Source organism: Arthrobacter sp. UYNi723 (genome assembly GCF_054057635.1).
In genome coordinates, this window is the sequence record NZ_JBSRZM010000048.1 from 1 (window position 1) to 12,940 (window position 12,940).

The 12,940-nt window shown below is 64.7% G+C and carries 10 protein-coding genes and 1 tRNA gene; 6 read left to right on the top strand and 5 right to left on the bottom strand.

Annotated features, from left to right (window positions below; translation table 11 throughout):
- Positions 1 to 462: 462 nt before the first annotated feature.
- The 3 genes from ACVWY0_RS21420 to ACVWY0_RS21430 all read right to left on the bottom strand — a co-directional run bounded on the left by ACVWY0_RS21420 (position 463) and on the right by ACVWY0_RS21430 (position 2,139).
- Entirely contained in the window at positions 463 to 876 is a 414-nt protein-coding gene (locus tag ACVWY0_RS21420) for a YunG family protein (RefSeq protein ID WP_485838483.1), read from the bottom strand.
- A 147-nt stretch (positions 877 to 1,023) separates the two neighbouring features.
- Positions 1,024 to 1,097, bottom strand: a tRNA-Thr gene (locus ACVWY0_RS21425).
- 151 nt (positions 1,098 to 1,248) lie between these two features.
- Positions 1,249 to 2,139: a DsbA family protein gene (locus ACVWY0_RS21430; protein ID WP_485838484.1), complete on the bottom strand. Its 891-nt coding sequence runs from the start codon at positions 2,137 to 2,139 to the stop codon at positions 1,249 to 1,251.
- Between the two features lie 179 nt (positions 2,140 to 2,318).
- Here ACVWY0_RS21430 and ACVWY0_RS21435 point away from each other — a divergent pair, with 179 nt between their 5' ends.
- The 4 genes from ACVWY0_RS21435 to ACVWY0_RS21450 all read left to right on the top strand — a co-directional run bounded on the left by ACVWY0_RS21435 (position 2,319) and on the right by ACVWY0_RS21450 (position 7,518).
- Positions 2,319 to 3,821, top strand: coding sequence for an alpha,alpha-trehalose-phosphate synthase (UDP-forming) (locus ACVWY0_RS21435; protein WP_485838485.1), 1,503 nt, complete (start codon positions 2,319 to 2,321; stop codon positions 3,819 to 3,821).
- Positions 3,811 to 4,641 carry a trehalose-phosphatase gene (otsB, locus tag ACVWY0_RS21440; RefSeq protein ID WP_485838486.1) on the top strand — a complete coding sequence of 277 codons (831 nt, stop codon included), beginning with the start codon at positions 3,811 to 3,813 and terminating at the stop codon, positions 4,639 to 4,641. The genes ACVWY0_RS21435 and otsB overlap by 11 nt, the downstream gene beginning before the upstream one ends.
- 234 nt (positions 4,642 to 4,875) lie before the next feature.
- Positions 4,876 to 5,958 carry an ABC transporter ATP-binding protein gene (locus ACVWY0_RS21445; RefSeq protein WP_485838487.1) on the top strand — a complete coding sequence of 361 codons (1,083 nt, stop codon included), beginning with the start codon at positions 4,876 to 4,878 and terminating at the stop codon, positions 5,956 to 5,958.
- 141 nt (positions 5,959 to 6,099) lie between these two features.
- On the top strand, positions 6,100 to 7,518 hold the full coding sequence (locus tag ACVWY0_RS21450) for a DUF4032 domain-containing protein (protein ID WP_485838488.1): 1,419 nt from the start codon (positions 6,100 to 6,102) through the stop codon (positions 7,516 to 7,518).
- Between the two features lie 128 nt (positions 7,519 to 7,646).
- Here ACVWY0_RS21450 and ACVWY0_RS21455 read toward each other — a convergent pair whose 3' ends face one another.
- Complete coding sequence (locus tag ACVWY0_RS21455) at positions 7,647 to 9,017, bottom strand: FAD-binding oxidoreductase (RefSeq protein ID WP_485838489.1); 1,371 nt, start codon at positions 9,015 to 9,017, stop codon at positions 7,647 to 7,649.
- 190 nt (positions 9,018 to 9,207) lie between these two features.
- Here ACVWY0_RS21455 and ACVWY0_RS21460 point away from each other — a divergent pair, with 190 nt between their 5' ends.
- Positions 9,208 to 10,956 (top strand): glycoside hydrolase family 13 protein, encoded by a 1,749-nt coding sequence (locus ACVWY0_RS21460; protein ID WP_485838490.1) that lies wholly within the window; start codon positions 9,208 to 9,210, stop codon positions 10,954 to 10,956.
- On the top strand, positions 10,956 to 12,002 hold the full coding sequence (locus ACVWY0_RS21465) for a LacI family DNA-binding transcriptional regulator (RefSeq protein WP_485838491.1): 1,047 nt from the start codon (positions 10,956 to 10,958) through the stop codon (positions 12,000 to 12,002). The genes ACVWY0_RS21460 and ACVWY0_RS21465 overlap by 1 nt, the downstream gene beginning before the upstream one ends.
- 60 nt (positions 12,003 to 12,062) lie before the next feature.
- Here ACVWY0_RS21465 and ACVWY0_RS21470 read toward each other — a convergent pair whose 3' ends face one another.
- A complete protein-coding gene (locus ACVWY0_RS21470; RefSeq protein WP_485838492.1) occupies positions 12,063 to 12,560 on the bottom strand; it encodes an SRPBCC domain-containing protein in 498 nt (165 codons plus the stop codon).
- Positions 12,561 to 12,940: the final 380 nt, after the last annotated feature.

The following is a 12,940-nucleotide window of genomic DNA, read 5'->3' on the forward strand; positions in this document are numbered from 1 at the left end:
CTCGGAAACGCTGGTCAGTACCATGAGGATTTTCTTCATGAAGTGCTCCTTCCGTCTAACTTCCACCCTACGCCCAGCCCAATTCGGGCCCTTCCTCCCGTCTTAGCCGGTGTTGGTCGTCTGCGCCTCGAATCGCCTGTACGAGGTTTCCTCGGCCGCGGTCAGATATTCATGTTTAGCGATACAGGCTCAACGAACCGAAGTACCCTCGTTACCACGCGGGATCGGCGTAGCGTGACTTTCCCGAGCATTGGTCCTCAAGCCCCAACTTTGGGGTGCGGCCGAAAATGGCGGGGGCGGGGTGCCTTGCCCGTGCGGAATCTCGTCGACGGGGGAAGTCAGACGCAGCTTCCGTAGTCGAAAACTCCCCCGCGGATCCGGATCCGCTGCTGTGACTGTTTGCTCGGGGTGCCGGTAAGTCGTAGCTTGAAATGGCGGTTTGCCGTTCCGTTTACGAATCCCTCAACGGACGTTCCATGAGCGCATGGAACAGAGGTTCAGCGCGGACAGCACTCTTGCGCGAAGCAGCCGGTACTCGCTGGCGTACGCCCGCGGCCCTCCCGGGGGTCGGACGACGACGCGGGGCTCCCCGACGATGCGGTGACTTCTGAATTGCTCTCGGGTGAGGTCGATCTCGAGGCCGCCGGGGAACCGGTTCCAGTAATGGACTTCGTCCTCCTCGTTGCCGCCGCTGACGTCTGCGATGAGGAGATCACCGCCGAGCAGGTCTTGAACGATGAGAGCTGTGGGTCCGCACTGGCCGTGTGCCGCATTGTCGGGGTGCCACTTCGCGAGGCTCTTGGCGTCGAGACAGGTCGTATCTGCACTCCAAGACCGACGGAATGCTCGCTCGAGCTCGAGCAACGTATGAGTCATGGCGACAGCGTACCAAGGGACCTACTGAATGGTGAGGGATCCATCAGCGTGCAAGAGTTCGTTGTCCTCAGAAGTCTGCAGGCCGCACGGTATTGGCTTTTCGGATACGAGCTCTGGGATAAAACCGCAGGTCAGAGCCACAATCGGAGCCTCCTGTCGGATTCGAACCGACGACCCCCGCTTTACAAGAGCGGTGCTCTGGCCAACTGAGCTAAGGAGGCGCACCCCATGAGGGGCGTGCGCCGCAGCGGTGCTAGATAAGGTTAGCCCAAGTCCGCCCGCTCGTAAAAACGGCGGCAAGGGCGAACCGGAGCAAAAGAAAGGACCTGCTTCCGGAATCGATCCGGAAGCAGGTCCTCTGAGTGGAAGGACCTAGCCCTTCGCGGTGATCGCTGCCTGCAGGAAGTCAGGGAACGGGGTCTGCGCGCTGGCGCCCTTGCCCCACTGCTGGCCGTCCACGAACACCGTGGGCGTGCCGGTGACACCGATCGCGGTGGCCTGCTTGGTTGTGAACTTCACGAACGGACGGTAGGTCTTCTCGTCGATGCAGGTGTCAACGTTCTTGGCGCCGACGTCCGTCGCCATGGTCTTGAGCTTGTCGTCAGAAAGACCGGCGGTACCTTCGGCAGGCTGGTTGGCGAACAGCGAGTCCACAAACTCCGCGTACTTTTCCGGGGAGTCATTCACTACACAGGCGGCGGCGTTGGCTGCACGGGAGGAGTAGTTCGTGGAGGACCGGTTGTCCAGGAACCCGAGCGCCCGGTATTCCACCGTGATCTTGCCCTCGTTGCGCAGCGTCGTCAGCTGCTCGTTGTACTGTGCCTCGAAGTTCTTGCAAACCGGGCAGATGAAGTCAACGTACAGGACCACCTTGACCGGCTTGCCTGCCTCAGCTTCGGCGCCCGGCGCCACAACCGACGCCGGCGCGGTTTTCGGGGGCTCCCCCACGGAGGCTGCGTCAACGGTGGCTGCTTCCAGCTTCGCGACGTCGGTATTGGCCAGCAAGGTGATGCCACCGTTGACGTTGCCGTTGGCCGGCGTCGGCCCCTGGTCAGCGATGGGGGCGTTCTGCCGCATCGTTGTGGTCACCACCAGCCCCACCACCACAAGGATGGCCACCACGGCCACCACAATGCCCCAGCCGATCAGCAGCTTGTTGCGCTTGTCCTTCGTCAGCTGCGCCTCACGGATCAGGCGTGCCTTCTCGCGCGCCTCCGAGGTTCGCTCAGCCTTGGACTTACGTATTTCATTTGCGGGGCTCATGTGTTCCTTGGGTCGATCGACATAGGGGGACCACTCTGTGGCGACTCCACCATTTTAGGGGACAAACCTGAGAGCTTGCGCTTTCAACTATTCCGCCCGAGTAACCAACGGACGAATAGCCCTGAAGATTCCATCCTATTAAGGTGGCTTAAAGGCACAAGCAACCCCAGGGGGCCGCAATGCAAACACCCGTCCAAGAAAAACCAACAGCTGTACCTGCCACCGGCGCCGCCGCGAGCAGCCACAGCACAGTCGCCACATACGACTTTATGGTTGTCTCCAACAGGCTGCCGGTTGACCGCTGCGCGCCAGGCGAGAGCGGCGACGACGGCTCCGGTTGGCGCCGCTCCCCCGGCGGCCTGGTGACTGCCCTCGCACCCATGATGACCAAGACCGACGGCGCGTGGGTAGGCTGGCACGGCGCCCCGGACGAAACCGTCGAGCCTTTCAGCCACGGCGGCATGGACCTGGTCCCTGTGCAGCTGAGCAACGACGACGTTGAGCTCTACTACGAGGGTTTCTCCAACGCCACCCTGTGGCCCCTCTACCACGACGTCATCGCTCCGCCGGACTTCCACCGAACCTGGTGGGACGCCTACCGCAGGGTCAACCAAAGGTTCGCCGACGCCGTCGTACGCCATGCCGGCCAGGGCGCCACGGTGTGGGTCCAGGACTACCAGCTGCAGCTGGTGCCGCGGCTGCTGCGCCAAGCGCGGCCGGACCTGCGGATCGGGTTCTTCAACCACATCCCCTTCCCCCCGCCTGAAATCTTCGCCCAGCTGCCGTGGCGGCAGGCCATCATTGACGGCCTGATGGGTGCAGACCTAGTGGGCTTCCAGCGCCCCAGCGATGCCGGCAACTTCATGCGCTCCGCCCGCCGGTTCCTCGGCGCCAGCGTCAAGCAGCAGCAGGTGCACGTAAAGGGTAAGGACGGCGAGATCACGCACATCGCCAGGGCCCAGGCCTTCCCCATCTCCATCGATGTGGCCCAGATCAGCGAACTGGCCCACAACCCCGAGATCATCGAGCGTGCACGCCAGATCCGCCAGGACCTCGGCAACCCCAAGACCATACTCCTGGGCGTGGACCGGCTCGATTACACCAAGGGCATCCGGCACCGGCTCAAGGCCTTTGAGGAACTCCTGAACGAAGGCAAGCTGACGGTCGGCGACGCAACGCTGATCCAGGTTGCCAGCCCCAGCCGCGAACGGGTTGAGCAGTACCGTCTCCTGCGCGAGGAAATCGAAGGTACCGTCGGCCACATCAACGGCACCTACGACACCATCCAGAACACGGCCGTCCGCTACTTGCACCACAGCTACCCCGTGGAGGAGATGGTGGCGCTCTACCTCGCCGCCGACGTCATGCTCGTGACGGCGCTGCGGGACGGCATGAACCTCGTGGCCAAGGAATACGTCACTGCCCGCAAGGACAACGACGGCGCGCTGGTCCTCAGCGAGTTCGCCGGCGCCGCGGACCAGCTCAAGCAGGCGCTCCTGATGAACCCGCACGACATCGACGGTCTCAAGGACACCATCATGCGGGCCGTCGATTTGTCTCCCAAAGACGCCGCGCGCCGCATGCGGTCCATGCGCAAGCAGATCCTGGAACACGACGTCGACCACTGGTCAGCTGACTTCCTGGCCGCCCTGAACGAGAAAGTTGTGCGCGATGACTCCTGACGCCCGGCCCGCCAAGGGCCCGCTCACCTTGTCCCCCGAACTCCGCCAGGCCGCCCGGCGCATCGCCCAGACGGAACACCTGCTGGTGGCCATGGACTTCGATGGCACCATTTCCCCGCTCGTTGACCGCGCGGACGAGGCCCGCCCGCTTCCGCGCTCAGCCGCCGCTTTCGCCGGGCTCGCCGCCCTGCCACGCACGACGACGGCACTCATCTCGGGACGGGCCCTCGCCAGCTTGCGCGCGGTCGCCTCGCCCCCGGTAGACACGCTGCTGATCGGCAGCCATGGCGCCGAGGCGTGGCTGGGCCCCGGTTCCGCGGAGTTGACACTGGATGAAGCCCAGCGCCTGTTGCTGGCCGAAGTCCGAAGCGTCCTCGAAGAGATCGTTGAGCAGGCGCCGGGCACGCTCCTCGAAGACAAGCCCGCAGGCGTAGTCCTGCATACCCGGCTGGCCACGGACGATGTTGCGGAGGACGCGGTGGCTGCTGCCCGTTCCGTTCTCCAGGACCGCAAGGGCGTTTTCCTGAAGAACGGCAAACGCGTCCTGGAAACATCGGTAGTCAACGCCTCCAAGGGCGAGGGCCTGACGTTCCTGCGCCAGATCACCGGGGCCACTGCAGTCCTCTTCGCCGGCGACGACGTCACGGACGAGGACGCCCTGGCACGCCTGGAATCCGGCGATGTGGGCGTCAAGGTGGGCCTGGACTTCACCCAGGCCCAGTTCCGGGTGGAAGCGCCGGCCCACGTGGCAGAACTGCTCGAAGCACTCCTGCAGGAACGGAGCCTGGTCGTGGCTGAAGAAGAGCCCGGCACTGACTGAACCTCGGGAACATGTCCAACCTCACATGTGACCTCCGTAACATTTGCACCAATACGCCAATCGTCTGACATACTCTTGTTTGTGATGTGGCGCACAGGAACCGTGCGGCGTCACGTGATACTCCTCGGCTTCGGCCGGGGAGTACACGGCTGCAATGCCGTGGATAACTGAATTACATGAACCATTCACAACGGATCGTCCGGCACGTACCTGCCGGTGAAGGGATTGATAACTGTGGCTACAGTTACTTTTGATAACGCTACGCGTCTGTACCCGGGCACAGAGAAGCCCGCTGTTGACAAGCTCAACATTGAAATCGCCGATGGCGAATTTCTGGTCCTCGTAGGACCCTCCGGTTGCGGTAAGTCCACCTCCCTGCGCATGCTCGCAGGCCTTGAGGACGTCAACGCCGGCCGGATTCTTATTGGCGACCGCGATGTCACCGATGTTCCGCCAAAGGACCGCGACATCGCGATGGTTTTCCAGAACTACGCGCTGTACCCGCACATGACGGTTGCAGACAACATGGGCTTCGCGCTGAAGATCGCCGGCGTTTCCAAGGAAGAGCGCGCCGAGCGTGTCCGTGAAGCCGCCAAGCTTCTCGACCTCGAGCCGTACCTGGACCGCAAGCCGAAGGCACTCTCCGGTGGCCAGCGCCAGCGTGTTGCCATGGGCCGCGCCATCGTGCGTAACCCGCAGGTGTTCCTCATGGATGAGCCGCTCTCCAACCTGGACGCCAAGCTCCGCGTCCAGACCCGTACGCAGATCGCATCCCTGACCCGCCGCCTCGGCGTCACCACCGTTTACGTCACCCACGACCAGGTCGAGGCCATGACCATGGGTGACCGCGTGGCTGTGCTGAAGGACGGCCTGCTGATGCAGGTTGACACCCCGCGCAACCTCTACGACAAGCCCAAGAACGTCTTTGTTGCCGGCTTCATCGGCTCCCCCGCCATGAACCTGCTCGAACTGCCCGTGGTCGACGGCGGCGTCCAGTTCGGCGGAACGGTTTACCCCGTGCCGCGCAACATCCTCGAAGAGGCCCACGGCAGCACCGTCACCCTGGGCAGCCGCCCCGAGGACCTTGAGCAGGTCTCTCACGGTGAGGGTCTCCAGGTCGAGGTCGACGTTGTTGAAGAACTCGGTGCTGACGCCTACGTCTACGGCCACACGACGCTGGACGGCAAGGACCACGACATCGTGGCACGCGTCGACGGCCGGCGCCCCCCGCTGAAGGGCGATACCATCTACGTCCGTCCGCAGTCGGGCCACGTGCACCTGTTCGACACCAAGACCGGTCTGCGCCTGGGCGACTAATCCCCAGCTCCGGTGGTTGAGCTTGTCGAAACCCCGGAGAACACTGGCAAACCGACGGCGGCCCTCCTGACTGGACGGGTCGCCGTCGGCGTTTAAGCACGATGTTTAGGCCAGCCGCCCTCTGTAGGAAAGAATTGATCCATGACCGACGAAAACAGTGCACAGTGGCACGACGAGCCCACGGACTACGCGCAGGTCGGCAAACTGCCGCGCTTCGAGGCAGCGAGCGCCAGGGATGACAAGGTCCTTGCCGCTTCCAGCTCGCTGAACATCACGGCGGCGTCCGCGGATCCCGAACTCCTGGACCTGCCCTGGCACATCGCCCTGGAGGATTGGCCGGCCGAGAACCTGGCAGCGCTCCCCCGCGGCATCTCGCGGCACATTGTGCGTTTCGCGCACCTGGGCGGCTCCGTCATCGCCATCAAGGAAACGTCCGAGCATGTGGCCCGCCACGAGTACCACATGCTCCGCAAGCTGGCCCGCCTGGACGTCCCGTGCGTTGTCCCCGTTGCTGTCATCACGGGCCGGACCACCCTGGACGGGCGGCCCTTGAACCCCGTCCTGGTCACCCGCCACCTGAAATTCTCCATGCCGTACCGGGCCCTGTTCTCGCAGATGCTGCGCAAGGACACCCTGACCAGGCTCATCGATGCTCAGGCCCTGCTGATGGTGCGGCTGCACCTCATCGGCTTCTACTGGGGCGACGTCTCGCTCTCCAATACGCTCTTCCGCCGTGACGCGGGCGCGTTCGCCGCCTACCTGGTGGACGCGGAAACCGGCGAGCTGTATCCCGATCTTTCCACCGGCCAGCGCGAGTACGATCTCGAGATTGCCCGGGTCAACATCGCCGGCGAGCTGATGGACCTCCTGGACGGCGGCCTGATCGAGGAAAAGGTGGACCCGGTGGCCACCAGCGAACTCATCATGGAGAGCTACCGGCGCCTGTGGACGGAACTGACCGAGAAGGAATCCTTCGAGATCGGTGAACGCTGGCGCGTGGCCGCCCGGATCCGGAAACTCAACGAGCTCGGGTTCGACGTCGAGGAATACGCCATCAAGACCACCCAGAACGGTTCCACCATCCAGCTCCAGCCCAAGGTCGTCGACGCCGGACATCACCAGCGCCGGCTGCTGCGCCTGACCGGACTGGACGCCCAGGAGAACCAGGCACGGCGCCTGCTCAATGACATGGACTCCTTCCGGGCGGACAACAACCCGGGGATGGACGAGGAATACAGCGCGCACCTGTGGGTCAGCCAGGTCTTCGAGCCGATTGTGCGCTCGATCCCCCGCGACCTGTCCCGCAAGCTTGAGCCGGCGGAGGCAGTCCACGAGGTGCTGGAGCACCGCTGGTACATGTCCGAGGAGCAGGCCCGCCACATTCCGCTCGCCGAGGCAGTGCAGTCCTACATCGAGTCCGTTCTGCGCCACCGCCGGGACGAGGCCGCCATCATGCTCAACCCGGACACGGCACTGCTGAAGATCCTCGAAGTGGAAACCGAGGAGTCCCGCTATGGTGCCGACGAATCCATCGAAGAGTACCCGGACGTCGACGACTGACGCGGACCACGGGCCGGCCGCCGTGGCAGCACGGTTGTGTTAACACAGCCCCAACTAGGTAGCAGTAACTGTCGTTATGAGCGGTCAAAACGACAGTTACTGCTACCCAGTTTGTGTGCGGGCGGCCTTTAGATGGCCTTGCCCGGATTCAGGATGCCGGCCGGGTCAAAGAGTTCCTTGATCCTGCGCTGGAGCTCCCTGACGGGTTCCGACTGCTCCAGGCCCAGCCAGCGCAGTTTGTACTGCCCGATCCCGTGTTCCCCGGTGATGGTGCCGCCCATTTCCAGCGCAGCCTCGATGGAGGCGTCCAGGGCAAGGTTCAGCCGGCCCATGGCGTCAGCGTCCACGGCGCTGTCCTGGCGGTCGATCCAGAACGTGGGGTGCAGGTTGCCATCTCCCGCGTGCGCCACCACCTTGAGGCTCACGCCGTGCGTTGCCGCGAGGTCTTCCAGCGCCGCCACGTAATCCACCAGGCGTGAGCGCGGCACGGCCACGTCCTCGCCTACGCGGTATTCGTCGTCCACCTCCACGCCCCGGCTGTTCCGGCGGAGCTCCACGAGCTGCTCGGCTTCCGCCGTGGATTCCGTGCTCACCGTTGCCCCGCCGGCCGCGAGAACGGAACGCACGACGTCGGCCTCCGCCGCTGCACCGAACCCGTCAGTCTGGATCAGGAGCAGCGAACGGCCGCGGGAACTCAGGTCGGAGCCGTGGAGGTCATCCAGCTGGGCCAGCGTGCCGCCGTCGAGCAGTTCCATGATGGCCGGCTGCACGCGGGCCCGGCCCACCGCCAGGACGCCCGCAGCGGCCTGCCTGAAGTCCGGGTAGAACGCGGCGATGGTGTGCACGTCACGGGGCAGGTACTTTAGCCGGACGGTCGCCCCCACCACGATCCCCAGAGTGCCCTCGGAACCGACGAACAGCCCCGTCAGGTCGTAGCCCGCAACGCCTTTGAACGTCTGGTGGCCGGTGCGGATGAGGGACCCGTCGGCCAGCACAACGTCCAGCGCCAGCACCGAGTCCCGGGTGACGCCGTACTTGGCGCAGCGCAGTCCCCCGGCATTCGTAGCAATGTTTCCGCCGATCGTGGCTGATCGGAAACTCGCCGGATCCGGCGCGTACATCAGGCCATGCTCTGCCGCGGCCTCGTTGAGGGCCGCGTTGATCACGCCGGGTTCGACGACGGCGGTCTCGTCGTCCGGGTTGAGGTCAAGAATGCGGTTCATCCGTTCCAAGGACAGGACTACGCAATTCCTGCTCGCGTGCGCGCCGCCGGACACGCCTGTTCCGGCTCCGCGGGCCACAACGGCGACGTTGAGGGCCGCACACAGCCTGACTACGGCCTGCACATCCGCCACAGACCCGGCGAAGACCACCGCTTCGGGAAGCTGGAAGTCCAGGATGGGGGCCTGGTCCACGGCATATCTCGCGAGCACTGCCGTCTCGATGCTGACCTGCCCTGCGCCGAGGGCGCCCACCAGCTCTTCAACCAAGCTGCCCACGCAGCCTCCCGTCGTCGTCGTCGTTCTCCCCAGTCTAGGGCGGTGGCCCGCACCGACTCATCGCTTTGCCATCGGCTGTAAGCGTTTCCAGCTTGATGGGATGGTCAGTAACTTACCTATCAGTAGACATATAAATTCTCCCGTGGAAACGTTTGCAATTTCGTGCCGGTTAGGGTCTAGGCTGTCCTCCATGTCTGTAGATACAGCGTTTACCGCCACCGAACCGCTGATGGGCCGGCTGTCCCTCATCCACGATGCCGACAACGCCCCCGGCTGGTGGCGCTCGGCCGTCATCTACCAGGTGTACCCGCGGTCCTTCCGGGACCTCAACGGCGACGGCATCGGCGATCTCGCCGGGATTACTGCGGAACTTCCGCAGCTGGCCGAGCTGGATGTGGACGCCGTCTGGCTGTCCCCCTTCTACAAATCCCCGCAGCGCGACGCCGGCTATGACGTCAGCGATTACTGCGACGTGGATCCGATCTTCGGCACCCTGGGTGAGTTCGACGTCATGATTGCCGAGGCCAACCGTCTGGGGCTGCGGGTCATCGTGGATCTGGTCCCCAACCACTGCTCGGACCAGCACGTGGCGTTCCAGGCAGCCCTCGCCTCCCCTGCAGGGAGCCCAGAACGCGACATGTTCATCTTCCGGGAAGGGACCGGGCCGGAAGGCCACGAGCCGCCCAACAACTGGCAGTCCCACTTCGGCGGTCCGGCCTGGACCCGGGTCACGGGGCCGGACGGTCAACCGGACCAGTGGTACCTGCACCTGTTTGATTCCTCCCAGCCGGACTTCAACTGGGACAATCCGGCCGTGCACGCCGAATTTGAGCGGGTGCTCCGTTTCTGGCTGGACCGCGGCGTCTCCGGCTTCCGGGTGGACGTAGCCCACGCTTTGGTCAAGGCCCCGGGCCTGCCCGCCTGGGGCGGCCGGGCCGACGGCGGCAGCTCGGACGGCTTCCCCGGCCACGAGGCTCCGATGTTCGGCCAGCCGGCCCTGCACGACATCTTCCGGGCCTGGCGCCTGATCCTGGACGGGTACGGGCCGGACCGCATTCTGTGTGCCGAAGCCAACGTTGACCCACTCCCCCGCCTCGCCGACTGGGTCCGGTCCGATGAAATGCACCAGGCCTTCAACTTCCCCTACCTGCACGCCGGGCTGGACGTATACCGGATGCGCAGTGTTATTACGGACTCGCTGACTGCCCTGGACGCAGTAGGAGCCCCCAGCACCTGGGTGCTCTCCAACCACGACGTGGTCCGTCATTCCAGCCGCTTTGGTTACAACGGGTCCGGTCCGCGCGATGGCGACGGCATCGGCGCGGCCGATCCCCAGCCGGATACAGCCCTGGGCCGCCGGCGTGCAGCCGCCGCCTCCCTGTTTATGCTGGGACTGCCCGGCGCCGCCTACCTGTACCAGGGTGAGGAGCTTGGGCTGCCGGACGGCATCGATATTCCGGAGCACCTGCGGCAGGATCCCACGTTCGCACGCACCGGAGGGGCCCGGCTGGGCCGCGACGGCTGCCGGGTTCCCCTCCCGTGGCGCAGCACAGAACGGCACCTGGGCTTTGGCTCCGGCCAGGATCCCTGGCTTCCCTTGCCGTCGAGCTTCAGGGACCTGGCACGGGACGCACAGGCAGCATCACCGTCGTCGCATCTTTCCCTGTACCGGAACATGCTGACGCTGCGCCGCGAACTGGGTTTGGGCCGCGGGTCACTGGCTTGGGCCGAGGACTGGTGCAGCGGTTCGTCCCTGGCGTACCTGAACGGCGATACGCTGGTGCTCATGAACCTCAACCACGAACCGCTGCAGATGCCGGCAGGCAGCGTCCTCGTCCGCAGCGCCGGCTCTGACTCGGACTCGGACTCGGACTCAGCCCACTTCCTGGCTTCCGCAGAAACAGCGTGGCTGCGAGTTGGCGGAAGCGACGCGGCATAGTGGGATTTGCGGGCATCAAGGACGTTGCCGACCGCGCCGGGCTGTCGATCGCCACTGTGTCGCGGGCGCTCAGCGGCAAAGCGAATGTGTCGGCCAAGAGCCGGCAGCTGGCAAAGGCAGCGGCCGACGAACTGGGCTTCGTCCCGTCCTACCATGCATCCAGCCTGGCCTCAGGCCGTAACCACAACGTGGGGCTGGTGGTTCCGTCCATCCACCGCTGGTACTTTTCGTCCGTGGTGGAGGGCGTGTCCGGCACCTTGCTCGACGCGGGCTATGACCTAACCCTGTACAACGTGGGCGACCGGCCGGAGCGCCGCCACAGCGTCCTGAACGACTTCCTGCTCCGTAAGCGGCTGGATGCGGTCATCGCTGTTGCTCTGGTCCTGAGCGAGTCCGAAATCAAACAGCTCCTGGCCATCCACCGTCCGATCGTCGGCATCGGCGGCGCCCTGGCCGGTGCGTCGACCATCAGGATTGATGACGCCCGCCTCGCCAGGACAGCCACCGAGCACCTCCTCGGGCTGGGCCACACCCGGATCGCACACATCACCGGCGAGGCCGAACTGAACCAAGACTTCAAACTGCCCGGGATACGACGGAACGGCTTTGAGGCAGCAATGCAGGCTGCCGGGCATACTGTCCGCCCCGAATGGATAGTGTCCGCGGACTTTACCATCCAGGGCGCCTACGTGAGTGCCCACAATCTCCTCGCCTCCACAGCCGGGCGGCCTACTGCAGTTTTTGCCGCCTCCGATGAGATGGCGATCGGGGCCATCCTCGCCGCCCACGATTTCGGCCTGCGCGTGCCGCAGGATCTCTCCGTGATCGGCATGGACGGGCACGAACTGGGCGAGGTCTTTGGGCTGACCACCATCAACCAGGATGCCCGCGGCCAAGGCGCTTTGGCGGCCCGCATGCTGTTGGAAACGCTCGACGCCGGCGCGAAGCGGCCTGCCAAGGGCACGCCGCCGTCAGCAGCGGCCACCGACCGGGAGTATCCTACGGAGTTCCTCGTCCGGAACAGCACGGCCGTCCCGCCGGCCTGACCGTGCCCCTCAGTCCATTCTGAGCTGGGTCCGTCCCAAGCTGCTATTCAGGGCCGGCCGTCAGGCCTGAGCTTCCCCGCCCATGAACCTCACGAAGCGGTCCAGCACCTTCGGCCAGCCGGCAGCATAGTCCGCGCGGGCTGCGGCAGGATCCTCCGCACCTTCCCAGCCGTTGTGGACCAGGCGCAGCTCGGTCCCGGATTCAACTGCCCTGAACGCGACTCGCAGCTCAGTGGACCAGATAGCGGTGGTCCCGGGGTGCCAGGACGCGTGGAAGGAAAGGGGCGGTTGCCAGTCATCTATGGAGCCCCAGACGGCGGTCCTGCCGTCGTCAGTTGTTTCCACGATGAGGTTCTCTTCAAACTCAACGTATGACCCTGCGCCGTACACACCGTGTGAATCCAGTGGCCACCATAAGTGCGTGTGATCTGTGAACCCGGCGAACGCCTGCGCCACCGGTCCCGGCACGGTGACCGTGCAGATGACAGGTTCCAGGTTCTCTGCGGGCTCAACTGAAGCTGGGAGGGCGTCGTCCGCGTGGCTGAAAAGGTTCTCCATGGACGCCAACTCTACGCGGCTCCAGCATCCGCCACAGGTGACGCTCTCTCACTTCCTGTGCGTTTCGGGGTGACGCTCTCGCAGTGGTCTGTGTTCGGGGTGCGGTTTCCGACGGCGGCGGGTGCACCGAGTGCTCAGCTGGCTGTGGGTGGTGAGAGAGGGTGTGCAAATTCACTGCAGGATGTGAGAGAGCGTTCGACGGCGGTGTGTTGGGTGGGTGCCGCGTCATTCGGTGTTGTGCCTGCCGGGCGAGGTTGTGTCGACATTCACGGCAGGTAGTACGAAGGTGTTTGTGGTGTGGTGGTTAAAGTGGGAGAGCCCCCCAACCTGGTGGTTGGGGGGCTCTCGACCGTTTTAATGATGTTCCGGCGGTGACCTAC